General features: G+C 55.5%; 20 protein-coding genes, 1 tRNA gene, 1 pseudogene and 1 riboswitch. Of the genes and pseudogenes, 11 read left to right on the forward strand and 11 right to left on the reverse strand.

Annotated elements, in window-relative coordinates; genetic code table 11:
* Positions 1-601: 601 nt before the first annotated feature.
* A tRNA-Glu gene (locus ACTIDN_RS11185) sits at positions 602-677 on the reverse strand.
* Positions 678-1,305: 628 nt separating this feature from the next.
* A complete protein-coding gene (locus ACTIDN_RS11190) occupies positions 1,306-3,453 on the reverse strand; it encodes a M3 family metallopeptidase (RefSeq protein ID WP_441377108.1) in 2,148 nt (715 codons plus the stop codon).
* A gap of 547 nt (positions 3,454-4,000) precedes the next feature.
* On the opposite strand from ACTIDN_RS11190, the gene ACTIDN_RS11195 reads away from it, so the two are divergent.
* Positions 4,001-6,976, forward strand: a complete 2,976-nt coding sequence (locus ACTIDN_RS11195; RefSeq protein WP_441377109.1) for a TonB-dependent receptor plug domain-containing protein — start codon at positions 4,001-4,003, stop codon at positions 6,974-6,976.
* Positions 6,977-7,076: 100 nt separating this feature from the next.
* Here the strand turns inward: ACTIDN_RS11195 and ACTIDN_RS11200 are convergent, their stop codons facing one another.
* The 3 genes from ACTIDN_RS11200 to ACTIDN_RS11210 are packed head-to-tail and all read right to left on the reverse strand — an operon-like array spanning position 7,077 to position 9,639.
* Positions 7,077-7,934: an META domain-containing protein gene (locus ACTIDN_RS11200; protein ID WP_441377110.1), complete on the reverse strand. Its 858-nt coding sequence runs from the start codon at positions 7,932-7,934 to the stop codon at positions 7,077-7,079.
* A gap of 60 nt (positions 7,935-7,994) precedes the next feature.
* The gene (locus ACTIDN_RS11205) at positions 7,995-8,576 is read right to left on the reverse strand and encodes a nicotinamidase (RefSeq protein ID WP_441377111.1); all 582 of its coding nucleotides are present in this window, start codon (positions 8,574-8,576) and stop codon (positions 7,995-7,997) included.
* Positions 8,577-8,613: 37 nt separating this feature from the next.
* The gene (locus ACTIDN_RS11210; RefSeq protein ID WP_441377112.1) at positions 8,614-9,639 is read right to left on the reverse strand and encodes a S41 family peptidase; all 1,026 of its coding nucleotides are present in this window, start codon (positions 9,637-9,639) and stop codon (positions 8,614-8,616) included.
* Between the two features lie 120 nt (positions 9,640-9,759).
* Here ACTIDN_RS11210 and ACTIDN_RS11215 point away from each other — a divergent pair, with 120 nt between their 5' ends.
* From ACTIDN_RS11215 to ACTIDN_RS11225, 3 genes are all read left to right on the forward strand, one after another.
* Positions 9,760-10,140: a hypothetical protein gene (locus ACTIDN_RS11215; RefSeq protein ID WP_415508948.1), complete on the forward strand. Its 381-nt coding sequence runs from the start codon at positions 9,760-9,762 to the stop codon at positions 10,138-10,140.
* A 49-nt stretch (positions 10,141-10,189) separates the two neighbouring features.
* A riboswitch (SAM-I-IV-variant riboswitch) is annotated at positions 10,190-10,302 on the forward strand.
* Between the two features lie 50 nt (positions 10,303-10,352).
* Positions 10,353-11,378, forward strand: a complete 1,026-nt coding sequence (locus tag ACTIDN_RS11220) for a threonine aldolase family protein (protein WP_441377123.1) — start codon at positions 10,353-10,355, stop codon at positions 11,376-11,378.
* Positions 11,375-12,013: a trimeric intracellular cation channel family protein gene (locus ACTIDN_RS11225; protein WP_441377113.1), complete on the forward strand. Its 639-nt coding sequence runs from the start codon at positions 11,375-11,377 to the stop codon at positions 12,011-12,013. Before ACTIDN_RS11220 ends, ACTIDN_RS11225 begins: the two co-directional genes overlap by 4 nt.
* Before the next feature lie 113 nt (positions 12,014-12,126).
* Here the strand turns inward: ACTIDN_RS11225 and ACTIDN_RS11230 are convergent, their stop codons facing one another.
* The 6 genes from ACTIDN_RS11230 to ACTIDN_RS11255 form a co-directional block, all read right to left on the reverse strand.
* Positions 12,127-12,567: a c-type cytochrome gene (locus tag ACTIDN_RS11230; RefSeq protein WP_441377114.1), complete on the reverse strand. Its 441-nt coding sequence runs from the start codon at positions 12,565-12,567 to the stop codon at positions 12,127-12,129.
* Between the two features lie 4 nt (positions 12,568-12,571).
* The gene (locus tag ACTIDN_RS11235; RefSeq protein WP_441377115.1) at positions 12,572-13,810 is read right to left on the reverse strand and encodes an FAD-dependent oxidoreductase; all 1,239 of its coding nucleotides are present in this window, start codon (positions 13,808-13,810) and stop codon (positions 12,572-12,574) included.
* A gap of 82 nt (positions 13,811-13,892) precedes the next feature.
* Complete coding sequence (locus ACTIDN_RS11240) at positions 13,893-16,541, reverse strand: TonB-dependent receptor plug domain-containing protein (protein ID WP_415508952.1); 2,649 nt, start codon at positions 16,539-16,541, stop codon at positions 13,893-13,895.
* Between the two features lie 261 nt (positions 16,542-16,802).
* Positions 16,803-16,928 (reverse strand): hypothetical protein, encoded by a 126-nt coding sequence (locus tag ACTIDN_RS11245; RefSeq protein WP_441377116.1) that lies wholly within the window; start codon positions 16,926-16,928, stop codon positions 16,803-16,805.
* Positions 16,929-17,291: 363 nt separating this feature from the next.
* A complete protein-coding gene (locus ACTIDN_RS11250; RefSeq protein WP_441377124.1) occupies positions 17,292-18,749 on the reverse strand; it encodes a Hint domain-containing protein in 1,458 nt (485 codons plus the stop codon).
* A gap of 545 nt (positions 18,750-19,294) precedes the next feature.
* A complete protein-coding gene (locus tag ACTIDN_RS11255; RefSeq protein WP_415508342.1) occupies positions 19,295-20,008 on the reverse strand; it encodes an XRE family transcriptional regulator in 714 nt (237 codons plus the stop codon).
* Positions 20,009-20,164: 156 nt separating this feature from the next.
* Between ACTIDN_RS11255 and ACTIDN_RS11260 the strand changes: the two genes are divergently transcribed.
* The 7 genes and pseudogenes from ACTIDN_RS11260 to ACTIDN_RS11290 all read left to right on the forward strand — a co-directional run.
* Positions 20,165-20,746: a hypothetical protein gene (locus ACTIDN_RS11260; protein WP_441377117.1), complete on the forward strand. Its 582-nt coding sequence runs from the start codon at positions 20,165-20,167 to the stop codon at positions 20,744-20,746.
* Complete coding sequence (locus ACTIDN_RS11265) at positions 20,743-21,501, forward strand: winged helix-turn-helix domain-containing protein (protein ID WP_441377118.1); 759 nt, start codon at positions 20,743-20,745, stop codon at positions 21,499-21,501. Before ACTIDN_RS11260 ends, ACTIDN_RS11265 begins: the two co-directional genes overlap by 4 nt.
* A gap of 3 nt (positions 21,502-21,504) precedes the next feature.
* The gene (locus ACTIDN_RS11270) at positions 21,505-22,044 is read left to right on the forward strand and encodes a hypothetical protein (RefSeq protein ID WP_441377119.1); all 540 of its coding nucleotides are present in this window, start codon (positions 21,505-21,507) and stop codon (positions 22,042-22,044) included.
* A gap of 4 nt (positions 22,045-22,048) precedes the next feature.
* Complete coding sequence (locus tag ACTIDN_RS11275; RefSeq protein WP_441377120.1) at positions 22,049-22,624, forward strand: hypothetical protein; 576 nt, start codon at positions 22,049-22,051, stop codon at positions 22,622-22,624.
* 75 nt (positions 22,625-22,699) lie between these two features.
* Positions 22,700-23,128 (forward strand): hypothetical protein, encoded by a 429-nt coding sequence (locus ACTIDN_RS11280; RefSeq protein WP_441377121.1) that lies wholly within the window; start codon positions 22,700-22,702, stop codon positions 23,126-23,128.
* Between the two features lie 87 nt (positions 23,129-23,215).
* On the forward strand, positions 23,216-23,500 hold the full coding sequence (locus ACTIDN_RS11285) for a hypothetical protein (RefSeq protein ID WP_441377122.1): 285 nt from the start codon (positions 23,216-23,218) through the stop codon (positions 23,498-23,500).
* Positions 23,448-24,091: pseudogene (locus ACTIDN_RS11290) on the forward strand (terminase large subunit domain-containing protein); the annotation flags it as partial. The gene ACTIDN_RS11285 and the pseudogene ACTIDN_RS11290, both read left to right, overlap by 53 nt.
* Positions 24,092-24,142: the final 51 nt, after the last annotated feature.

A 24,142-nucleotide genomic window follows, 5' to 3' on the forward strand; every position in this document is an offset into this window, starting at 1 on the left:
TCAGGTCAGCGCTATCCGCGCTCACTCACGACACAAAATGCAACTGTAGTGCTAGTGCGCTTCACCACAGTCGTAGCTGCATAGTCGGCAGCGCTCATGCCTTCGCGGAAACCACGAACGGCTGGGGCAGAGAATTTCGATAATCGTACCGAAGATAGTAAGGTGTCACGCAGAATAGCTGGGATATACCCGAGCCGGTCGGCTTTACGGTTGGCCACGCACTCATCACGATATTGCTCGACAAGGGATGCAATCGTCATTTTGTCGAGGGAATGGATATCTGTGAACTGGTCCAGTTTTGCCTTGGCGGTGGTCTCATTGAGCCAGCGCCTAGCCTGTGCCCCATTTGAGAAGGTTTCCTATACCCGCCGACCATCTACCATTTTACGGGTCATGTATTGCTTTGGGTCACGATAGCTTACGTCGCGAGGGAGGAGCTTACCCATAGCGGGACCCATGCGCCCGCTCATGACATCACCAGCAAGGAGTTTTGTGTCATCGACCATGAGAGGAGAGTACGATGTTCCTCGTGATGGTGCAAAATTGGTGCAAAAATTAATATTTTTTGGAGGAGTTTCGCCAAAAAACACTTTAAAAACAATGGTATCCCGTACGGGATTCGAACCCGTGTTGCCGCCGTGAAAGGGCAGTGTCCTAGGCCTCTAGACGAACGGGACAGAGGCGTTGTTGACGCCTCATCTAGAGGGATTTCGATGGGGCGTCAAGCGTGAAGTGTCACTTTTTTTCAAATCAGCTCTTTTTTGGCTGTAAAGCGCTTCCAGCCAGCACTCTTAGTCTTTTGCTTTGCGCGACTTCGGTGAAGGATCCCGGTTGAGAGGCAAGGAAGAGAGATGATGTGGCAGAAAATTTTGCGTAGTAGCGGAGTATGGGTGTTTACGGTTGTCGCGCTCAGTGGCGCTCCACAGCTTGTATCTGCGCAAGAAAGCGGAGCCGCACATATTATGCAAAATATGCCCATCGCTGCCTGCCGCATTATGGTCGGGCGGGCTGTCTGGTGTGGGGTTCCCTTTACTGGGCAGGCAGTTCTGCAAGAGCAGGGGTTCTATCGGTCTTGTCTTGTTACAGCGGGGCAGGTTTCATTCTGCCAAGGGCCCTATACGGGTGATGCCATCACGCGGGAAGGGCGTGGGCTGTACCAAAAATGCGCTATAATGGTTGGAAAGGTTCAGTTTTGTTCAGGGCCGTTCACGGGGCAAGCCGTTATACATAACACGGCCTTTGATGCGCCCTGAACGCGCCTGAAGCGTGGGCAGGGGATAACCCCTGCCCAGTGTTATTTTCGTCTTACTTGCTTTCAGACAGACCGCGAGACGCCAGCATGGGCTGGATATCGGGGTCTTGACCATAAAAAGCGCGGAACATCGGCGCATAATCCTGTGTATGGCCCTGAGACAGGATCATGTCACGGAAACGCTGACCATTCTTGCTTGTCAGGCCACCATTTTTCTCAAACCAAGCAAAAGTGTCGTCGTCGAGCATTTCTGTCCACAGGTAGGCGTAGTATCCGGCTGAGTAGCCGTTTGCCCAAATGTGCAGGAAATAGCTTGAACGGTAGCGGGGTGGCACGTTTTCCGTATCCAGCCCCATTTTGCCCAAAGCGGATTTTTCAAACTCATCCACATTCTGCTTCGGGGCGGATGCGGCAAGGCTATGCCAGTCCATATCCAGCTCGGCTGCGGCAACAACTTCGCCCAGTTTGTAACCCTGGTTGAACTTCGCGGCTTTTTTCAACTGCGCCACAAGGTTTGCAGGCATGGGAGCGTTGGTTTTGTAATGGCGGGCGTAATGGGCCAGAACGGTTGCATCCAGTGCCCAGTGTTCGTTGAACTGAGAGGGGAATTCAACAAAATCCCGTGCAACGCTTGTGCCGGAAACAATCGGGTAGGTCTGGTTGGCAAACAGGCCGTGCAGGGCGTGGCCAAATTCATGGAACATGGTTGTCACGTCATCAAACGTGACCAGAGCAGGTTCACCCGCAGCCGGTTTGGCAAAGTTGCCAACATTGTAAACAACTGGCTTTGTGCCCAGCAGTTTGGACTGGCCAACAAAGTTGGACATCCAGGCGCCACCGTTTTTGTTGTCCCGCTGGAAGTAGTCAAAATAGATCAGGCCGAGTGTTGAGCCATCTTTGTCAAACACCTCAAACGTCATGACATCCGGATTGTAGGTCGGAATATCCGTGCGGCGCTTGAAGCTGATGCCGTACAGCTTGTTGGCAGCAAAGAACACGCCATCCTGCAACACGCGGTTTAGTTCAAAGTAAGGTTTGACTTGGCTTTCATCAAAATTGAACTTTTCCTTGCGCAGTTTGTCTGCGTAGTAGGTCCAGTCCCACGGTTTTAGCGGGAAGCTGCTCTTGCCGTCTTTCTTGGCTTCACGTTCAATCAGATTTTGCAGCTCAGCCACTTCACGTTTCTGCTCAGCGGCAAGGGCGGGTACCAGCTTGGCAATAAAGCTGTGCACCTGCTCAGGTGTTTTGGCCATCTGGTCAGACAGAACATAGCTGGCATAGTTGGGGTAACCAAACAAAGCCGCTTTCTGCGCGCGCAGTTGAGCCAGTGTGGCAATAGTGTCCCGCGTGTCGTTCTCGCCGCCTTTTTCTGAGCGGGTCCAGCTTGCTTCAAACAGCGCCTGCCGTGTTTCACGCTCTGTCAGGCTGGAGAGGGCTGGCTGCTGTGTGGTGTTTTGCAGGGGCAGAACCCACTTGCCGTCTAGTTTGCGGTCTTTGGCGGCATTAAGGGCGTTGGTCAGTTCTGCCGTGTCCAGCCCTGCCAGCTTGTCTTTGCTCTCAATAACCAGAGCGGCAGCTTTTGTGCCAGCCAGAAGTTTCTGCTGAAACAGCGTTTCTAGTTTGGAAATGCGACCGTTCAGGTCACGTAATTTGGCTTTATCGCTGTCAGAAAGCTGAGCGCCAGAGTTCACAAAAGCCAGATAGTAAACATCCAGAACCTGTTTCTGCTCAGCCGTCAGGCCCAGCCCGTCCTGTCGTGCATGCAGAAACTGCACACGCGCAAACAGTTTAGGGTTCATGTAAATGCTGTCTGAATGTGCAGACAGTTTAGGGCCAACAATTTCCTGCACCTTATCAAGGGTAGGGTTGGTATTGGCGGAATACACACCGTTAAAGGTTTCTGCCACGCGGTCCAGCAGGCGGCCGGAGCGTTCGAGCGCTGTAATGGTGTTCTCAAACGTTGCGGCTTCAGGGTTTTCCGCAATGTGTTTTACTTCGGCGTCCTGCTCGGCCATGCCCTGTTCAAATGCGGGCTGGTAGTCACCGTCCTTTATCAGGTCAAAGCGCGGTGCGTGGTAGGGTAGGGTGCTTTCTGTAGCAAACGGGTTGGATGCCGGAAGGCCTGCGGCATGGGCTGCGGTGCCCCAGCCTGCAAGGCAGGTGGCGGCTGTCAGGGCGTACAGCCAGGAACGGTGGGTCATCGTGTTAACTCCTCAGTGGCCCCGTAATCCTGCTGGCAGGCTTACGTTCCGGCCATAACCGGACGGGCGCGGGTATTTCCCGGTTATGGGGCAGATTTGAGGCTGTCAAGAAAATGCTCATTTTTAGGGCGACAGGCCCGGCGGGGTGACCGAGGAAAAGGCGCAGCGTTTTGCTTTTGCTGTGTCAGGTAGGGCTTCCGTTACATAATAGCCACGTTTTTCCCTCTGTAGCGGTGTTGCAACACAGCCAGATAAGGAGAGACTCTGGGCAATTTACTGCACAGCAGCCTCTCCAAAATACGCACTTATGCCGATACGGGTCCGTAATAATACTTTAAGAAGCGTAAAAAAAAGAAGCACATGATTATAAAAGTAGCATGAGTTAAGTCTGTTACAGCATACCCGGTGTGACGAAAATGCAGCACTCATCGTCTAAAGGCGGTATGCCTGAAGTTTAGGCATCGACAACACCCCGAGTGATTCCGTAAGCGAAACTGACAGAACGTATTCATAAATCTTTCACAGTTTCCGGGGGCCTTACCTTAAAATGTCTCAGACAGACCGCCTCAAACAGCGTATGCCGCTTTCATTTAAGCTGCTCTACGCGCTGCCGGTTTTTGCCGCTGGTGTGCCTGCCATTGCTGATGCTGCAACTCCTGCCAGCACGTCAGCCAGCCATGCTCATGCTACACCAGCAAAAGCTGCTGCCAAAAAGCACACCGGTCGTGTCGTAACACGCCCTGCAACGGTTGCCCCAGCCGTTGGTGCTCCGGTTGCCGCAACACCTGTTGCCAATACCGTAGCAAACCGCACAATCCGTCAGGCCCGTGCTGCTCAGACGGCTGAAGGTGGTACGGAAGCTGTGACAGTCACAGGCTCCTTCCTGCGTCAGGGTCGGAATACCAGCCCCAACCCTGTTCAGATCATCAGCGCAAAAGACATTCAGCAGACGGGCGTTACCAACGTAGGTGACTTCCTACAGCGCATGCCCTCCATCGGTTCCAGCGGGACAGGCAATGCAGACACCAACGGTGGTGCAGGTATGTCCTGTACGGATCTGCGTAACCTTGGCAGCAGCCGCGTTCTGGTTCTGGTCGATGGTAAACGTCTGACCCAGACGGGTGCCAGCGGCGGCTCCTGCGTTGACATGAACACCATTCCTGTCATGGCTATTCAGTCCATCGAAATTCTGAAAGATGGTGGGTCTGAACTGTATGGTGCGGATGCTGTGTCTGGCGTTATCAATATCAAGATGCGTCACAACATCAACACCGGTGGCATTAACCTGCGTGGTAACATCACGCAGCGTGGCGACAACCGCACAGGCCTGATTTCCGCTTATAAAGGCTGGAACTTTGACCATGACCGCGGCAACATCACCCTCATGGGTCAGTATGACACCCAAGGCGGCGTGATGATGAAAGACCGTGCTTGGTCCCGTGTTGCACAGGCGACAAATGGTTTGAACCCCAGCTATGGGTCCATCATTTCCACCAGCGGTACGTATTTTGGTTCTAATACGTATAACAGCAACAATAATGGTGGTCTTGTTCCGTACACGGCAGCAAACCGTTACAACTACAACAAAGACACGTCGCTGCTGAACAACACGCAGAATGCAAGTCTGATGGGCGATGCCCACTATGACTTCAGTAAGCATTTCACGCTGTATTCCAACGTTATGTACAGCCACAAAACATCCTGGACGCAGATGGCTCCCATGCCGGCAACGGGTAGTGTGGCACCGTCCACCTTGCCAAGCGCCATCATGATCCCGACGGATTATCCGGGCAATACCAGTGGTGAAGAGTTGCAGATGTATCGCCGTATGGGCGAATTTGGTAACCGTAAGTCTGAAACAGCAGTTGACAGCTTGACCGCAAAAGTCGGTGCGAGTGGTGAAATTGTTGCTGGTTGGATGTATGACGCGTCCTTCACCTATGGCTCTACCATGTCCAGCTTCCAGACGTCTGGTGTGGGTGACTATAATAAGCTGCTGCGTGAATGGGGCTTGAGTCCCGTTACCCCTGGTGATTCCGGGTCAGAGCTGTATTACAACCCAACATCCTGCGTTGGTTACACCGGTTGTGTGCAGTCGAGCGCTCTGCGTTCCCTGTCCGGGGCAGCGGCTGAGTACGCAAACTATACCGAGCATGATAACTCACAGTACACCATGCGTGACTTCAATGCGCGTATCCATAACGACCACGTTGTGCACATGCCTTACAAAGGCGGTGGGGATCTGGGTATCGCTCTGGGTATGGAACATCGTGGCGAGCAGTTGAGCTACCGTCCTGACCCACTGATTGCGCAGGGTGGTTCTCTTACCAACACCGTGCTGCCAACCAGCGGTGGTTTCGATGTGTCTGAAGCGTATCTGGAAGGCAACCTGACGCTGCTGCACAACGTACCATTTGCCAAAAACCTGTCTATTGACGGGCAGGGCCGGTTTTCCAGCTACAACACCTTTGGCAACACCTATAACTGGAAAGCTGGTATCAACTGGGCACCCACGCGTGATGTTGCTTTCCGTGGCACACTGGGTACGTCTTTCCGTCAGCCAAGCGTGTCTGAGCTGTATGGCGGCACCGTCATGAGCTACCTCGGTGCAAGCGATCCGTGTGACATGAGCCAGATCAGCACCTACGGGGCACGTCAGGCGACAGTGGTAGCTAACTGCATGAAGCAGGGCATTAATCCCAACACGTTCCAGGCCAGCAGCTCCGGTCAGGTGGCAACTCTGACCGGCGGCAGTTCCAAACTGCGCCCTGAAATCGGTCGTACCTACACATTTGGTGCAACATTTACCCCACATTGGGTACGTGGCCTGTCCACCAGTGCGTCCTTCTGGCACTACCGCGTGTCTGACACCATCAGCGCCCTGTCTACACAGTACGTGCTTGATGGCTGCTACACCGGCTCCAGCCCGACCATGTGCCAGAACGTAACGCGTCTTGCCAACGGCCAGATCAACACCGTTTCTGCACTCAACGCCAACCTCGGCAGCCTGACCACCAGCGGCGTGGATTGGGATCTGAGCTACCGCTTCCGTGTCACGGATGAAGACTGGTTTCAGGTGGAAAACAACTTCCAGCATCTGGTCAGCTACAAGCAGCAGATGGTTCCAGGTGGCCCGCACTACAATTATCTGGGTTCCATTACTTATCAGTCCGGCGGTACGTCCAATCCGACTGTGCGTGATTATGCAACGCTTACCTGGCACCACAACAACTTCAGCATGACCTACATGATGCAGTACATGAGTGGCATGCATTGGAACGATGGCACCAACCGTATCTACAAATCTGATGGATATGGCCGTGACAAAACGCCAGCCATGATCCTTCAGGATCTGACGTTCAACTACAACCTGAAGCGTTGGAACTTCCAGTTCGAAGTTCAGAACCTAATGGACAAGACACCTCCGTTCCTGGTCAACACGTCCAGCAACAGTAATGACTCCACCTATGGTGGCTGGTATGCAGGCCGTACCTTCCTGCTGCAGGCAGGCATGACCTTCTAATACAAAAAGCTCCGGCCCATTTCCGGTGCCGGAGCTTTCTTCATTGGGGGTGTGCCCCCGGTGTAAAGCCCTTTCTTTGGAAAGGGCTTTTTTTATGCGCCTACAGAACTTTCCGTAACGTGATGCTGCGTTTGTCGCCTGTCTCCAGCACCAGTGTTGTGCCCTCCGTGCGCCAACGGCTTACGGCCCGCTTCAGCGCATTGAACTGGCTGGACACAGCACCATTTGGGCCAAGGCATGCCATCATGGTGCTAATGCCTCCTTGCTGGCTGCTCTTAACCTTGCCATCTGGTCCAAATTCCAGTCCGCCGACATAGCGGTTGCAGCCATCGGACCCTGAGGCTTTGCCTGATGCATTAATATCAAGCGTAGGGGCCATGCCCGTTGGCTTGGCAGCAGGCGTGGTCACATCTGTCGTGCGGTCCATGCCGTTTGGCGGGCGGTTGCCATCTGGCAGAGCCTTGCCGTTCAGTGCTGTCACAATCCAGCTTGTGTTGTTCAGGCTGGTCAGAGCGGCGGCATCTCCCCCGCAACCGGTAACCGTGCTGCCTTGTGTTGTCACTGTAACGGTCTCTGTATAGCGTTGGCCGCTCATACGGTCCGTACAGGCTTTGGGGGCAATATCCACCGTCATATCCTGTGCTTTATACTGGCGCGCACCGGTTGAGGGCTGCGCTGGGGCAATTGTACGCACGACCTTGGCGGCCCCCATAGGTTCAAACGTCAGGACGGACCCCGCCAGTGTTAAATGCCAGAACGGCTCCGTGCCAGACGCCTGATATACGGCCGCGCTTGTCTGCGTGGCGGCTGCTGCCGGGGGGGTGTTCTGAGGGTCGGAGGGCGAGCAGGCCCCCAGCAGGCCAGGCAGGCACAACGCTGCCAAAGTGGGTGTCAGGCGGCGGGCCCCGCTGCGGGGTGTTGCGCCGGAAAGGCCTGAGGAAAGCCGGAAACGTTGCATGGTCTTCTGTCTGCTCCTGTCATGGCCGTGCGCGTGCGGGCTGTGCGGCTGCGGCCATTTTTATGGGGTCATGTCCTGTACCCGCACTATGGTAACGCCGTGCGCCTGCAATCGTTCGGCAACCTGTGCAGGTGGGGTTTTAACGCTGGCGCAGGCATCCTCCACAACATAGGTTGTAAAACCAAGGCGCGCGGCATCCTGCGCTGTGTCCGCTACACAAAAATCATAGGCAAGGCCGCATACCCACACCCGCTTTATGCCGCGTGTGTGTAAATAGCCTTCCAGCCCTGTGGGGTTCTGGCCGTTATTGTCTGTAAAGGCAGAGTAACTATCAACAGGTTGCATCATGCCTTTCCGCATAATGGCGGCTAAGCCATTTGTGCGTAAAAGAGCTGAAAGCTCTGCCCCCTCCGTGCCTTGCACACAATGGTCCGGCCAAGGGCCACCCTGCGTAGCGAAGGAGCAATGGTCCGCCGGGTGCCAGTCCTGTGTTGCGACACGCAGGCCAAAGGGCAGATCCGTCAAAGCGTTGACAGCTGGCAGAATAGTATCGCCTCCCGGCACGGCTAAAGCGCCATAGGGCGGCAGAAAATCGTTCTGCACATCAACAATAATCAACGCATCCTGTGGGCCTATCCGCATGACCGGTCTCCGTTGTCATAAACAAAGTGGGGGCAGCCTACCGGCCCGCTCCCGTTGCGGGAAGAGAGTTGATGGCAGGAGGGGCCGGGTCTGGTAGCCGCGGTTGTAACCATGCCAGAGCTATCGGCAGCGGGTCTGTCTGGTTATCGGTCAGCTCATCGGGTGGCAGCGGGCCTGTGTAAGTTTTGTGCGTTCGGTCCTGTTCGTAAGACGCCGCCACCATTAACAGGCTACCATCCATCAGCCGGAAGGTGCGGTTGGCGGTGGTTTGGCCGTGGGTGGGTGTTCCAAAAAAACGGGTGCCGGGGCGGCCCTTCAGCGCAATGGCGGTTGCCTCAGCCGCGCTGGCTGTGCGCGCATCCTGCAACACAGCAACGGGCAGCCCGGTCCAATCCGGTATGGCGGTGCCGGGTGCATACAGGTCGGGCCCGGTACGCCATGGTGTAGGGGGTGAGGTATTACCTTTGCTAAAATAGCCAAACGGCCCCGACCCCAAAAACGGTTGCAGCGCAGTGAGCATCGGCCACATGGTGCCGCCTGTATTGCCACGCAGATCAATTACCCACGCCTGCGGGGTAGGGAGTGCTGCCATGGCCGCCAGTGCAGTTTGCACATAATGGGCCATGGTCTCGGTATTTCCGGTCATCAAGCCGGGTAGGGTCAGCAGCCCAATGCCGGGTGCCACCATGCGCGCTTGCGGCATGGTAGTCGCCTTCTGCGTCATGGCCCTTTGCAGCATAGGGGGCATCAGAAAACTATGCCCATCTTCTAAAGACTGAAGAAGTATGCGTATATTTTTGTGAACCTCATGATGGTTGTCCTGTGCGGCAAGCGCCATCAGTTTTGGTTCCTGCGTGGCCCAGTCAATGCGCCCCGCCTGTAGCGCATGCTGGCGGATGAGGGTTATGGCCTGCGCCATTAGCTTTTGGTTGGCGGCATGGTCGTCAGCGCTCATGGCAGCATGTCCACGCCACGCCTGAGAGTGCAGGGTGGCATAAACACCTGCACCTCCCACCAGCGCAGCGACAAGGCACAGTGCTACCCGCGCATGTTTGTTGGGCATTGGTGCTTCCTGCTCCCTGCTCTCGCGGCAAAGATGGCCTCCTTGCTATGGAAATGATAGTATGCCGCACTCGCCGGATGGCAAATAACTCTGAACAAAAAATCGGTTCTTTCAAAGCGTATGATTGTACAAGGCTACAACTTTTTCTGCGATATGCCTGATGACACCCGTTACCTGCGCGCAGCCCAACCCGATGAACGGTTTATTGAAGAAAACATGATCTTCATTTTGCCAGACCGGTTCAGGAAGTTCCGTAAAAACCTGTGGCATGTGCGTAAAAACGCAGGGCCTACACATATTTATATGCCGCTCTTCCGGGTGCAGACCCTTCTGGCCAGCGAACCCCTGCCGCAGGGCTATGATGGCCCGCAGGATGTCTTCCCGTTTTATACCCACACCGCCCGCCGGCGTAGCCGCTCGCTGGATTATTACCTGCTGTTTCTTTTCAAGGACAAAACATCCTTTGTAAAATGCCAGCAGCTTCTTCCTGTGCCAGCATAAGGGTCATCGCTGCATATTGCGCTGCGTCAACGGCTCTGCTACTGCACGGGTTATGCATCAAGAGTCAGGGCATTGCCTGACACCAACCTGCTCCCGGCAAGGTGGTACCTTTACTTATCAGGTAAGGGGATGTGGCCCAGACCGGCAATAACGGGTTTCGCCACAGTACCAGCCTTGTTGTTCTGGACCCTATTGTGAGAAAGCCCGTCACCATGACCCAACAGTTCGCCAGTGACAATTATGCAGGCACCTGCCCGGAGGCCTGGGCCGCCATGCAGCAAGCCAACACAGGGTCCGTTGCTGCGTATGGTGAGGATGAATGGACAACCCGCGCTGCAAACGCCTTCCGTACCTTGTTCGGGACGGAGTGTGAGGTCTTTTTTGCGTTTAATGGTACTGCTGCCAATTCACTGGCTCTGGCAGCTTTGTGCCAGTCCTATAACAGCGTCATCTGCTCATCCTGCGCCCATGTGGAGACGGATGAATGCGGTGCACCGGAGTTCTTTTCCAACGGCTCCAAATTGCTGGCTGCCCGGAACGACAGCGCCAAACTAACGCCCGATGTCATTCACGCACTGGCTACATGCAGGGGGGACATTCATTACCCCAAGCCACGCGCCGTCACCATTACCCAGCCTACGGAAACGGGAGAGCTGTACAGTCTGGCGGAAATTCAGGCCATTTCCACCACATGCCGCAGCCTTGGCCTGCGCCTGCATATGGATGGGGCACGTTTTGCCAATGCCTGTGCGGCCCTTGGCTGTAGCCCGGCTGACATGACATGGAAGGCCGGGGTGGATGTGCTGTGTTTCGGCGGTACCAAAAACGGCATGGCGGTAGGGGAGGCCATAGTGTTTTTTGATAAAACACTGGCGGAAGGGTTTGACTACCGGTGCAAACAGGCCGGGCAATTGGCCTCCAAAATGCGCTTTCTCTCCGCGCCGTGGGTCGGCATGTTGGAAAGTGGCGCATGGCTGAAAAATGCCGCCCATGCCAACGCATGTGCCCGGCAACTTGAACACGCCATTACGCAGGTACCGGGTATAACCCTCATGTTTCCCGTTCAGGCCAACGCGGTTTTTGTGCAGGGGCCGGAGGGCTTTCTTGAGCGCCTGCGCGCCAAAGGCTGGCGGTTCTACACATTCATAGGGGGCGGCGCACGGTTCATGTTTGCATGGGATGCCCAGCCAGAGCGGGTTGACGCTTTGGCCGCAGATATTCGTGCGGCTTGTGCATGATCCTCTCTCATTTTGAGGCCTTTGAGCAGTTCTCCCGTTCCGCTTTGCCACGGCTGGATGTTGCGGCCACTGGGGTATTTGCCATATCCGGTGCCTTGCAGGCTGCAAAAACCCGCCAGAATATCGTCACCTTTTGCTTTTTTGCGGCTGTTACAGGGGTTGGTGGTGGCACGGTACGAGACCTGTTGATTGGTGCGCCTGTGTTCTGGATGCACGCCACAATGCCTTTGGCCGTTTGTCTGGTGGCTGCCTTGTTTGTCTGGTTTATGCCAGCCCGTTCGTGGCCTCACCACGCTATAGACTGGTTTGATGGTATGGGTCTTGCCGCGTACAGCGTGTATGGGGCGGCCAAGGCGCAGGCTTACGGTATTCCGCTCTTGCCCTGCGCCGTTATGGGCGTGGTAACAGCCTGCATGGGCGGTATCTTCCGCGATGTTCTGGCTAATGTGCCGTCCATTGTCATCCGGCCAGAACTTTATGTGACCCCAGCCGCCCTGTCAGCAGGCAGTTATGTGTTGTTCACCGCCTGCGGCATGGGGCTGGTACCCGCCACAACCCTTTCTTTTGCCGCAGGTTTCATGCTCCGTGGTGCGGCCATCCGGCATGGCCTCAACCTGCCGTCCTACCGGCGTTAGGGTTCTTTTTAGTATCTTGTAAGGCGCTCCGGTCGCGCCACTCTCTTTGACCTGCCCATCCCTGAAAACTCAACTCATGCGGTCGGGCAGGGCCTCTCTTAACCGGATTTTCGTCACAGCTTGGCCTTGGGGAACTGCACACGCGCAAGTGCAGTTCCCTCTGCGGGAAGGGGCTTCTTGCCGGGTTTGACACCGTTTTCCTGAAGCAGAAAGGCCAGAATATCCGCATTATCCTCCGCAGAGAGTGTGCTGGGGGCAGAAAGGGGCATGGCGCGCTGCATATAATCAAACAGGTCCCGCAAAGGCGCACCAGCCCAGTTGGCCACAAACCGGCCTTTCAGGGCGGGGGTGTCAAAAGCGCCGCCCAAACTGGCTCCGTGGCATAGGGAGCAGGCTTCCTTATATGTTTCAGCGCCACGCGCCGCCTGCTCTTGCGTGTAGCTGGCTGGTGCAAGCCCTGCACGCGGGGCGGCATGGGCCGGTGTTATGGCAACCAGTGACAGGCCACCCAACAGAACCGTTTGCAGAATAGAAGACACACTATACTTCGCCATGCCGTTATCCTCCCATTCTTGCAAAAAGCTCTTCAAAAATACCAATAGCCTTAGCGGCTTCCGCACGGTCTGCATGTTCAAAGCTATTGCCGACGCCTACCATTTCCCCAATGCCGGTAAAATCAAGCGCCTGCACCATGACCCCGTCTGTCTTGCTGAGTAAGGATGCCCCCCTGTAGTTCACGCCATACAGTGCGTTATGTTGCGGCGGCAGCCAGTTTGTCTGCCCACGCACGGGAATAAGGGTTTTATCCTGCCACCAGTCATGCGCCGCATAACCGGGGCAGTTGATGATAACATCCTCTTTCAGCGTCTTTAAATCAGCAGGGGCGTGAAATTCCTTTATGACAATCTTGCCGCCTGCCTGATAAAATTCGGAAAGCAGTAAATGCCCATAAGCCCCAAAGTTGAACATCATGGTGGCCCGCCGTTTGGCGTGGGGTACAGGGAAGGGGTTTTCTGCGTCCGTCAGCAAAACAGACTGAGGGATAATATCTTTTATCAAGTCACCATAATCTGCAAACTCGGCAGTATTTTGCGGCTTGCCGGTTGAGGCATAATCCCCTGCCGCAGGGTCTGGTGGTGGGGCTGTATGCTCACCAAACGGATGGTCAGACAGAATATAATGGTCCCGGAAGTCAATGGGGTTTCCCGGCAGGCCCAGATAATCGCGGTATGTTTTCCAGCTATATCGCGCCATTTGCTCCCACAGGGCGGGAAAACTATCGCCCGCCGGTTTTGTAAGGGCAATGCGGGAGTCCGGTGTCCAGCTTCCATTGGCCCGCACGGAGCGCGTGTGGGGCAGCAACGCCTTGGTGTAAATGGTCACGTTCATGCCCGCTCGCTGCGCGGTCAGGGCGGATGTCAGGCCAATAACGCCGCAGCCAATAACGGCTACGGAATTGGCGAGCGTAGAGGCCGCTTTGCCCACCACAATCTCCGCAGACCCCCATGAGAGAGACCACCCGCTACCACCATGCCCGTAGTTATGGATAACCGTTTTATCGCCAATTTTTTCAACATCCAGCCGTGGCCCCATAGCGCGGAAGGGGCGCAGGCAGACTTTTATATCTGTCAGTTGGTCTATCTGTGCGCGTATGGGCACAAGTTGGGGGCGTGGCCCTGCCGGGTGGCTGGGGAGCATGTCTGCTGGTTTGTCCGGGGTGGTGCTCCAGCCTGGGCGGGTGGCCAGTGCCCCCAGCGCAAAAGACCCGGCAACCAGATGCCTGCGTTTTACGTCCACTCTGCACCTCATCTGCTTGGCTACAAAAAGCAACACGGGGCTTTCACCCCGTGCTGTTTCATCGTGCTCTTGTCAAAACCGCTTAGAAGTCAACGTTCAGGCGGCCATAGTAGTACCCACCGCTGATAGGCACCTGAAGCGAGAACTGATCATAAATCTGTGCCCCGCGGGAGTTGGTGATCGGGTTTTTACGCCGTGGGCGGATGTTGAAGATGTTGTTGGCGCCAATAGCCATGTGCCAATGCTGGTTGAAACGATAACCAATTTCCAGATCTGTCAGCCAACGTGGGGTATTTTTAAACTGGCTGAAGCAGGAGTTGGAGTAAGCAAGAGCCTTTCCGTCTTTAGGGCAGGTCAGAGTTTTGTCGGTCCAGTCAGCGTAGCTCAGCATGGAGGTTGTTTCACCATACCGTGTTTGGCGAATGTTCACATCCCAGCTTTTCCATGTGTAAAAGGCGTTCAGGATAATTTTGCTGCGCGGATAAGCGGTTGTAATGTAGCCAATGTTCTGGTCGTTCAGCAACTGGTTGCCGTTCTGGTCCCGGCCGTTATGGTGCAGGCGGGTGCGGTTAAGGTCCAACGCCATGCTGAGCGCAAGGTTGCCCGCATTGCCCATATGGAAGGTGTAGTCCGCCTTGATATCAAGCCCCTGTGTACGGGTGCTTGCACCATTAGTCATGTAATAAGCTGAGACGTTTTCAGGAATAATGCTGTTCAGCGGCAGCGTGTAGCCCATGGCTTCAATAGCGGCAATGGCTGGTGCCCCGTTAACCGTACCACCCCCCACAATGCGGTCCCGCAGGTTGATCTGGTAGACGTCTGCTTCAACATGCAGGCCCTTGATGGGTTCAACCACAATGCCACCGCTCTCACTCAGCGAGCGTTCAGGTTTCAGCTTGCTGGCACCCAGAATTTGCGCTGCACTTGAGCTGACAGGCAACAGGCCGGATGCGCCGTTGGGGTCCACGTTCATGGCGCTGTAGTGCTGCTCGGCCAGTGTAGGCGCACGGAAACCGGTGCTGATGGTGGCACGCACGGCAATGCGCGGGCTTATGTCATAGCGGGTTGAAATCTTGCCGTTTTCGCTGTTGCCAACGTCCGTGTAGTGCTCAAACCGGCCTGCAAAATCCAGATCCCAGTGTTTAAGCGGGTGGAAGTCTCCGTCCACATACCCGGCCCAGATGTCACGGCTCCAGTTGCCTGCGCTATTTGGCCCAAGCCCTGCATAACCCTGTGTGCCGCCCAACTGGTAGGATGCAGGTGTGCCTTCAATAATCTGGTACGTTTCCAGCCGGTGCTCACCGCCAAACGCCAGTGTCATGGGCACGGCATGGGCAATGTTGAAATTGCGCCGGAAATCCAGATTGTTTGTCCATTGCGCCATACGGTACGTTTCCGCCCGTGTGCTGGTGGGGGACCAGCCACACCCATCTGCGGAGTAATAGGCGGAGGAAGAGTCTGTAGAGCAGGTGCTGGCCAGCATACCGGTATTGGCGGTGTTCTTGTTGCCAATCTTGTTGCCGTCTGCGCCGTAGGTTGTGCTCAGGTCCCAGTCAAAGCCCCAGAAGTCATGCCCCTTCAGGCCAAGGGTTGCGGCGTAGTCGTTTTCTTCCATTGTCTCCAGCGGAGAAAAGCCGGCGGGATACATGGTGGGGGCAATAGCAGGCGTACGGTAGTTCTGATAGGTTTCCCCATGCCTGTGCATGTAGGTAATCAGACCGTAGAAATCTATTTTTTCTGAAACCTTCTTACCAAAATCAATAGCAAGACTCTCACGGGTTTCTTCTCCTGTGCTCATGATCTTGTTGGAATCGAGCGGCACATTCATGGCATTGGGCACAACGCCATTATAATAGCCTGTGGTGGTAGCATTGGTGGGCCAGCTTCCCAGCAGACGGTGGTCTTTCGAGCCAACAACCATGTGGTCGGTATGGTACATCTGGCCACTAATGTGCATGTAGCCATCATTACCCATTTTAAAGCCGCCATCAGCATTCAACTGATATTGCCAGCCATCGCCGTTATAGGCGTTGGCACCCGTCTGGGCAGAGGCATGAAAGCCGTGATCCTGCTTTTTGGTAATAATATTGACCACGCCGGAAATGGCGTCAGAGCCATACATGGCGGCAGCACCGTCTTCCAAAACCTCAATATGGTCAATGGCATTTGCAGGAATGGTGTTCAGGTCAGCGCCGGTGGAGCCAAACTGCGGCCCGGCATCTGCCACAATGTTGGCTGTGGTGTGGCGGCGCTTGCCATCTACCAGTACCAGCACTTCGTTCGGGCCAAGGCCGCGCATCTGAATGGAGGAGGTAAGAGCAGCAGAGTCAGCGCCCATGGCCACTACGTTGATGGAGGCATAGGTACGGGTGAGAGCATCTGCAAGGTTAACCATGCCTGAGCGGCGCAGCGTTGCAGCAGAAACCACGGTAACGGGAGAAGAACTCTGGCGCGCTTTGCGGTTGGAGGAGTGCGTGCCGGTGGTCACGTTAATGGTTTCTGCATCACCAGCCAGCACGGGGCCGGTGTTCTTTTTGCGTTGCCGCACGGGGGCTACGGCAACTGGCGCGGCCTTGGCGGTTTTGGCAGCAGGGGTGCGGTGCACAGCAGCGTGGCTGCCATGCGGGGCAGTGTGGGTGGAGGATGTTGGAGTTGCAGCAGATGCTGCCATGTAAGGCGCAACGGTACATAGCGTAGTAGCAAGTAAGGAAAAGCGCCGTTTCAGTCTCATAGTTTGCCACTGCCTCCGTTTTGGCCCAGGCCGTGCGCCCAAGCGATAAACAGATAGTGCATTAGTCTCGTTACGAATCCATTATAAAAAACGCAACCGAAATGAAATACGCGCAATCTGTTGCAAACAAGCAACAAAACAACCGTAACCCCTTATGCTGGTTTCCATTCTGTACTCAAAACACTCTGTTCAGGACACAAAACACCTTTGATAGCTGGCTTTCAACAACCTTGTGGGGCGTGTAGGGTCAAAAAATGGCGGTTAATACACGCTTTTGTTCTGAAGAGTGGGAATGTCATCCTGCTCAAGTTCCTCAGCCAGAGCTGTCAGGGTTGTGCAACATTCTAGTACAGCCAGAGGCTGGTTTTTGCAGGAAAGCCGTTGCACGAGCGGATGAATGGTCAGAGCCGTCTGGCGGAGCTGTTGTGCAATAGCCCCAATGTCGTGGCAGTCCGCATCACATCGTCGCTACCAGTCTTCGGTTGAACCACGCAGGGGAGGGACCTTGCTATAAAAGCAGGATGGCGCACAGGGCAGCATGAGCAGACCTTTTGATAAGAAAAAGGGGAGAGACCTTATTCTTATACACCTGACTACCACGCTCTTTGGGGAGCGGTACTATATAGTATAGCAGGCAGTGTCCTTGCCGCATTATGTAAATGAAGCCCTCCTTCTCGGAGAGCGCTCTACTAAAAAAGCCTGCCCACAGTCAGGAGCAGGCTTTTTGTCACCGTATGGAAAGCAAAAAAATCAGGCGCTCAGTGCAACCACTGTCTCTGTTTCCGTGTCCAGAAAATATGGGCCAGCACTGACTATTTCCAATGTTAGATGCGCAAGCCCGGTCAGGGACACAGTATCCAGCGGCAGGCTGGCATTTCCGTTGGTCCACCGCATGGGGGCAGCTTCTACACCGTGCCAGCCATGCAGGGTCTGGGTGGTCAGGTGGTCGGTTATTTCCTGCATGTTTCTGGCGTCGTGCACCATCACTTTGCCAACCAACACGCCCAAGGTGCGGCGGTCATCTACAAAGGGGCCAATGGTGTCAGCCGGGCGGCCATGGCGGGAGACAATCCGGACAGACTTTACAGAAGCAGGCAGCACGAAGGACACCATGTTGCCTTTGGTGCGGACACGGCGCAGCAGAGCACCCGTTTCCGTTACCAGATGCACGTCCGGGTCATGAGTTACAGGGCGGTTGCGGGCTGCACTAGTTTCTGCTCTGGCTGCAATGGCGTCAAATAGCGGTTTAACCACCTCTGTACGTACTTCCAGCCGGGCAGCGGCATCGTCTTCCCAGTTCAGCGTGCGGGTCAGGCGCTTTGGTGCATTGCCAGTCTCCGTAAAGCTGTTGCGGTCGCCTGTGTTCAGGTAGCTTTCTGTCAGGGCACCATCGGCCATAATGACAGCGTGCTGCTCGGTCTCTACATGGTAGTAGTCGTAGCTGGTCAGGCTGTAATCATAGGCAATATTGCCGCCATTCACCATCATACGCGCAGGAACAAACGCACCGTTCAGGAACAGGCAGTGTTCTGGTGTTACCAGCATGTCCTTATAAGGTACATTCTCAGCAAGCGCGCCTTTGCTGATGCGCACAGGATAACCTGCTTCATCATCCGGCAGGTCAGGGCGCACAATAGCACGCTTGCGGCCAACCCATACCACTGCGCGTTCAACCTCTGTGCCTTCTTCAAAGGCCACAACCATCTCCCCTACCTGTATATCTTCAACAGCAACATCACCGCGTGTCGTGCGGATCATGCTACCAGGCAGGAAGCAGTCTAGAATGGTGTTGCCGTCGGCTGTCGTGAAGGTGAAGTCCTTCGCCGTCAGGTTGCCTGCCAATGTGACGTTGGAAGACAGAACGGTGGTTTTGTTGCCCCAGCTTGCGATTGTCTCAATCAGCGAGTAGGTCTTGCCGTCAGCGTTCGCTTGCAGGGTTAGCTCTACGTTGGTGCTGTTCGTGCCAGCTACAACAATGCGGTCATAGGTGCTCAGGTTCTGCAGCGCAGGGAGCTGTAATTCCGTACTGCCATTAAAATCAATGGTTATCGTGTTCCCAATAACCTTCCCTTTAGAGTCCGTGTTCTGCTTGAACGCAACGGTTGGGGCAATAACGCCGCCATTATGGCTCACCAGGTTTGCACCGTTTTCAAGTGTGATGGTGCCCACACCGGTGTTGGACGTATATTTTGGCACATCCAACGTCACAGCATTCAACGTCAGGCTTGCACCGTCACCAAAGCTGGCAGACCCAAAGGTGGCTTTGCTGCCACCGGAAGTTGGCTCAAACGTAACATCACCATTGATGGTGAGCTGCCCGGAAGTTGAGAAAGACGTGGGCAGAATAACATCAGCACCATCATTAAAGGTGACGGCTTCCTAGGTCGTTGGTTCAGTTGCTTGATGCCCGGCTAGATCTGTCCAGTTGGCAGAATTAGACCAAGATTTATCCGCAGTTGTACGTGTGCCAATCCATGTTGCCATTAAGTGGGGGCCTTATGTCAAAAAGGTGTGATTGCAGGCCTAATAGCAAAAATTTTATAAAGGGGAGTGAAATGGTCCTCAATTATGTTAAAAATAATAAAACAAATAGAAAATTAATAAATGATATCAATATCTATGAACCATAAATTAATTATTGCTCATATTTAAGTCAAATATGTTACAACATGACACAGCGGACAGGTGTTGGTAACTTTTTCCTTAAAAAACATCAGCTAATCCGCCGTTGTGCAGAAAGTCAGACCGATTCGTCATAATTTCCGGGCAAACCAGACCACCCGCCCCACAATCTGCACCTGCTCTGCGGGCACACAATAGGCGGAAAAGCGCGGGTTTTCGGACTTTATACGCACAGTGGGTTCTGTGGCGTCGTGGGCGCGTTCCACCCATTTGCACACCACACCATCTCCATCGAACAGCACAAAAATCCCCGGTTCGATAATGGAAGTCCGGCGCGTATCCACCAGCACCATGTCTCCATTCTGAAGCATAGGCTCCATGGACTGGCCTTCAACCTCAATCACTCGTAGGTCAGAGGGGCTAGCCCGCAGAGTGCCGCGCACAAAGTCTTCTTCAAAAAACTTGGGGCGGCCCAGCAGGCGGTCTTCTACATACCCGCATCCGCCCATACCCGCTTTCAGGGACAAAAAGGGCACAGCCACATAACCGGGGGGGTTAAGCTCCACGGTCACTTCTGGTTGGTCAGCCGGAGGAGTGTAGGGATCAACGCGCTCAGAGCGGGCAGTGTCCCGTGCCTGTGCGGGAAACAGCAGATCCCGCGCCGTACAGCCCAGAATGGCTGCAATACGCTCGAGCTTCTCCCCACCCGGATTACGGGATTTGCCTTTCAGAATATCTCGCACATAGGTGTCACCCACCCCGGCATTGCGGGCCAGCGCCTTCTGGGTAAAGCCCAGCAGCGTCATGCGGCGTTCAAGTTCATCAGCAACGACAGAGCGTATCATGACGGAAAATATCCCACGGGAAACGAACCAAGACGTAAAGGGATATATCACACATTTTCCGCCTGACTAAGTGTGACTGGTCACACTAGCCTTCCCCTTAAGCCCTCCATCATAAAACGGGATGGCTCATTTTGTTTTTTACCGGAAAAGTCCGCCATGTCTGTTTCCTATTCAGCTTCTGCATTGCAGCCTAAAACGCAGCTTAATGCGGCGTTTTCTCCTCATAAAGCCTCATTTTTTCCAAGCGTGATGGTCTCCGTCTCTGCACGCTGCCAACCAGTCTCTGCGGGTATTCCGTCCCGTCACAGGAGCACACATATACCTCAGCCGGAGGATGCTACACGCTCCACTACCGCTCGTTGTACGTCTAAAAGGGGTGATATATCCCCCGATTATCCCTCGTGCTCTGTCTCCCCTCAGTTTCTGGCAACAGACCCTGCCTGTCTTGCCGCAGCCCGTGCCCAGACCCCGGCAGAAATGCTGGAACAGATGGTCGCACTCCGCCGCTCCGGCCTATCTCTTCGCCAGATTGGCCGCAGAATGGGCCGATGCATGGAAGGCGTGCGGCAGGCTCTCATGCGGTATGAAGCGGCGTGTCAGGACTACCCGGCTACCACGACCATTGCTGATGACCCATGGTCCGACCCGCTGCGTGACCCTGAGCCTCTGCCTCCCGGCCATCCCATTGCCATGCGTGGCCTCTGGCGCGGGTTGGAAAAGTGGCGGGGTTTGGCATGAGCAAGCGCCGCTGGTCTAAATTCTGGTGGCAGGACCATGAGCAGGATGCCGCCTTACGCCTCTGCTCTCTTGCCGCGCAGGGGTTATGGGTGCGCCTGCTGTGCCTGATGCACGAGGCCGAGCCATACGGCCATTTATGCCTGAACGGCCAAGCCCTGAACCCACGCCAGATCGGTCTGATGGTCGGTGTGTCGGACCGTCAGGTCGTCCGTCTGGTGCAGGAGCTTCGGCAGGCCAATGTGTTCAGTACCACTCCATCGGGGTGTATTTTCAGCCGGCGTCTGGTGCGGGACCGTGCTGCGTCTGACCAAGGGGCTGCGTGGGGGCGCACGGGCGGCAATCCCGGCCTGAATACCAACCAGCCAGCGGGTTCCGCTGGAGCAGGGCAGGGGTTAACCCCACCCCCATCCCCCCAAGAAGCAGAGGCAGAAGCAGAACTCTCCCTCACTCCGTTCGGCCAAACGATGGATGCCCGAACAGTTTTATTCCGGCAGGGTCTGGCTTTTTTGCAAGCGGCTACCGGGCGGCCAGAGCGCTCAGCCCGTGTGCTGTTGGGGAAATGGCTCAAAATGCTGCACGATGATGCCGCCGCCCTGTGCGCAGTTCTGGGTGAATGTGAGGCCTTTCGCCCCGCAGAGCCTGTGTCATGGGTGGAGGCTGCCTTACGCAAACGTCTGGCCGCGCCCCCTTCCGGCACCACCCCGCCGGATAAACTGTCAGCATGGCACGCCATCCCGGATCTGGAAGGGGTATGACCCATGCGCCCTGTGCCCCCTGCGTTTACACCGGGTCCGGTAACCGCCGTTACGGTACCGGCAGGCAGTGCCTATAATCCGCCGGACCCTGCGTTGCGGGCGGTGTTTGCCACACAGGCTGCTGGTATTCCGCTCCTGCCACGGGACCTGCCACCAGACCTTGTAGCGCATATCCCCCAATGTTGGGCACAGCTTCAGGCGGCGCAACAGCCGGTGACGGAGGGCCATGTGGCGGCATGGCTTAAAAAATTGGCGCACCTTGTCACCAATCCCCCCGGCCCTGCCGCCGCAGCAGCACAGTGCCGCGCCATTTTTGATGTGTGTGAGGACATTCCCGCCGGGGCATGGGGTAAACCCGCCCGGCTGGCATGGGTGCGCCAGCCGCCGCGTCAGGGGTACCCCGTTGGCGCACGCTGGCCCAGCCCGAACGAACTCCGCACCATTCTGCTTCCGTTTGCCAACACCATCTGGCGGGATGCCGCAGCCTGCCAAAAACTCATGACCCGCCTTCACATTTCGTCCGCTTCTCAGCAAAGGTCATAGCGCCATGTCCGCCTCATCTCTCTCTGTGGTTCGCAAAAAATCTAAAATATTGGCACCTATTTTGGCAGAAGCAGAGTGCCAGCCAACACCAGAACGACGCACCCATTCGCAGTTTGTGGGGAGCAAACCTGCGCGTGTTCTCCGCACGGTTCAGGCTCTTTTAAATGCAGGAGATATTTCCCAAACAGCCGCAGATGCCGCAGAGCGCTGGTATCAGGATTATGTGTTCGGCTATTGTGATTATAAGGAGTTTTCACCAGAGTTCCGGCCCAGTACGCTCACCCGGCACGATGCAGTGTCCTGGCAGATGGTACGTGGCAAAGCTATGGGCCGCATTACGGATGTGCAGCAGGCCCTTGGCCTATGCGCCCACCAACGCTTGCGTATGATGCTGGTGGATGAACTGTCTTTCCGCGCTATGGGGGCCGCCCTGTTCCCCACTCTGTCTGCCAGTTCTGCCCAACGTAAAATTGCTGCCCAGTGCGCTCTATTACTGGAACAGCTTGAAGCTTTTGAGGTTGCAGCCCGCAAAGCTGCCAAGCAGGCACGTAAAAACAAAAACCAGCCTGCATCAGCGTGAAACATTTTGTCATTTCATAACTGCACCTAAATGGCGCGATGCTCAGACTTTGGAGCGTTGAGAGTATCGCCACCTATGTGTCACGCCATCTTTTTCCGTGCTGGTTTTGTCGGGTGCGTTCTGGCGCAGCCTCTGGTGGCGCAGGCGGCCCCTCCCGTGCCGCCTGCTGCGGCAACCCGACCGCAGGCGGTTAAAAACCCGTCTCCCTTACTCTCCAGCTTCTCGCCCAAACATCAGATTCCTCTGGATTTCAGTTCGGTCGATGGCAGCACTACGCCTACATCGGCGGAGGCCATAACCGTGCACGGTAGAAAATTTCTCACGCTCGCCCCTGATGAAGATGATACCTACCCCAACGGGCGGAAGATCACGCTGCCAGGCTTAGGTAAAATCACCGTCCATCTCGGCAATGGGGATGACCGGCATGACCCACGTAACGGTGCGGTCATTGGTCAATACGGCACCGCCTACAGGCAAGACCTTCAAGACTTCCTGCACCGGTAAGACATTTTCTTTTTCAAAAAAAGCTTTGCCAGCGCGCGTGGTCATCCCTATCCCTAGGGCATCATCACAACAAAGCGGTTCAAAATAATGGCGCAAAGCGGCGGGACTACTCCTTCTTCCCAGCCGATGCCAAAAAAACGGTATCGCCGAAAAAACCCTATAACACCGCTCGATATTTTTACACGGGTTATGCAGGGTGATGACACCATAACAGACCGTCAGTTTGATGCCGCCAAGGTGGCTGCACCTTATCTGCACCCCAAACTGTCTGGCCTGTCCATGAATGCCGTAGTGCGTAAAGGGCTGGATGAGTATTCGGATGAAGAACTTGCAGCACTTGCGCACACAAGCCAGCACAGCAGCTCGGACTGAACTTGCCCAGCGCCAGCAAGCCCGCAACGGGCTGCTTGGTTTTACCCGCTACACCATGCCCACTTACTAGTGCGGAGCCCACCACGCACTTTTGTGTCAGAAGCTGGATGCTGTGGCTCAGGGTCACATAACCCGCCTTATGGTCTTTATGCCCCCCCCCGTCACGGAAAATCAGAGCTTGTCAGCAGGCGTTTTCCGGCATGGTATCTGGGGCAGCACCCCACGCGTCATGTTATTGCCGCTTCCTACGGGGCTACGTTGGCGCAGGACTTCGGGCGCTCTGTCAGAAACCTCGTTACAACCCAGCGTTTTCGCGCCCTGTTCCCCAATACCGGCCTTGCGCCGGATAGCAGCGCGCGGGACATCTGGCATACTGCGCAGGGCGGCGGCTATACCGCCGCTGGCGTAGGTGGCGGCCTGACAGGCAAAGGCGCGCATCTTGCTTTGATAGATGATCCCGTAAAAGACCGGCAGGAGGCAGAAAGCCCAACCCGCCGCCTTGCGGTGTGGGACTGGTACCGCTCCGTGCTACGCACTCGCCTTATGCCCGGCGGGGCCATTATTCTTGTCATGACCCGCTGGTCCCCCGACGCGGATTTCTCACACTTGAGGCAATTTTGGGTCATTTTGTAGAATTCAGTC

It is taken from the genome of Acetobacter sp., from assembly GCF_052102375.1.
Classification (GTDB): Bacteria; Pseudomonadota; Alphaproteobacteria; order Acetobacterales; family Acetobacteraceae; genus Acetobacter.

Bases quoted from the DNA above. Each gene is read 5' to 3' on its own strand.
- ACTIDN_RS11190 (WP_441377108.1), bottom strand. From the start codon at position 3,453: ATGACCCACCGTTCCTGGCTGTACGCCCTGACAGCCGCCACCTGCCTT.
- ACTIDN_RS11195 (WP_441377109.1), top strand. From the start codon at position 4,001: ATGTCTCAGACAGACCGCCTCAAACAGCGTATGCCGCTTTCATTTAAG.
- ACTIDN_RS11200 (WP_441377110.1), bottom strand. From the start codon at position 7,934: ATGCAACGTTTCCGGCTTTCCTCAGGCCTTTCCGGCGCAACACCCCGC.
- ACTIDN_RS11205 (WP_441377111.1), bottom strand. From the start codon at position 8,576: ATGCGGATAGGCCCACAGGATGCGTTGATTATTGTTGATGTGCAGAAC.
- ACTIDN_RS11210 (WP_441377112.1), bottom strand. From the start codon at position 9,639: ATGCCCAACAAACATGCGCGGGTAGCACTGTGCCTTGTCGCTGCGCTG.
- ACTIDN_RS11215 (WP_415508948.1), top strand. From the start codon at position 9,760: ATGATTGTACAAGGCTACAACTTTTTCTGCGATATGCCTGATGACACC.
- ACTIDN_RS11220 (WP_441377123.1), top strand. From the start codon at position 10,353: ATGACCCAACAGTTCGCCAGTGACAATTATGCAGGCACCTGCCCGGAG.
- ACTIDN_RS11225 (WP_441377113.1), top strand. From the start codon at position 11,375: ATGATCCTCTCTCATTTTGAGGCCTTTGAGCAGTTCTCCCGTTCCGCT.
- ACTIDN_RS11230 (WP_441377114.1), bottom strand. From the start codon at position 12,567: ATGGCGAAGTATAGTGTGTCTTCTATTCTGCAAACGGTTCTGTTGGGT.
- ACTIDN_RS11240 (WP_415508952.1), bottom strand. From the start codon at position 16,541: ATGAGACTGAAACGGCGCTTTTCCTTACTTGCTACTACGCTATGTACC.
- ACTIDN_RS11255 (WP_415508342.1), bottom strand. From the start codon at position 20,008: ATGATACGCTCTGTCGTTGCTGATGAACTTGAACGCCGCATGACGCTG.
- ACTIDN_RS11260 (WP_441377117.1), top strand. From the start codon at position 20,165: ATGTCTGTTTCCTATTCAGCTTCTGCATTGCAGCCTAAAACGCAGCTT.
- ACTIDN_RS11265 (WP_441377118.1), top strand. From the start codon at position 20,743: ATGAGCAAGCGCCGCTGGTCTAAATTCTGGTGGCAGGACCATGAGCAG.
- ACTIDN_RS11270 (WP_441377119.1), top strand. From the start codon at position 21,505: ATGCGCCCTGTGCCCCCTGCGTTTACACCGGGTCCGGTAACCGCCGTT.
- ACTIDN_RS11275 (WP_441377120.1), top strand. From the start codon at position 22,049: ATGTCCGCCTCATCTCTCTCTGTGGTTCGCAAAAAATCTAAAATATTG.
- ACTIDN_RS11280 (WP_441377121.1), top strand. From the start codon at position 22,700: ATGTGTCACGCCATCTTTTTCCGTGCTGGTTTTGTCGGGTGCGTTCTG.
- ACTIDN_RS11285 (WP_441377122.1), top strand. From the start codon at position 23,216: ATGGCGCAAAGCGGCGGGACTACTCCTTCTTCCCAGCCGATGCCAAAA.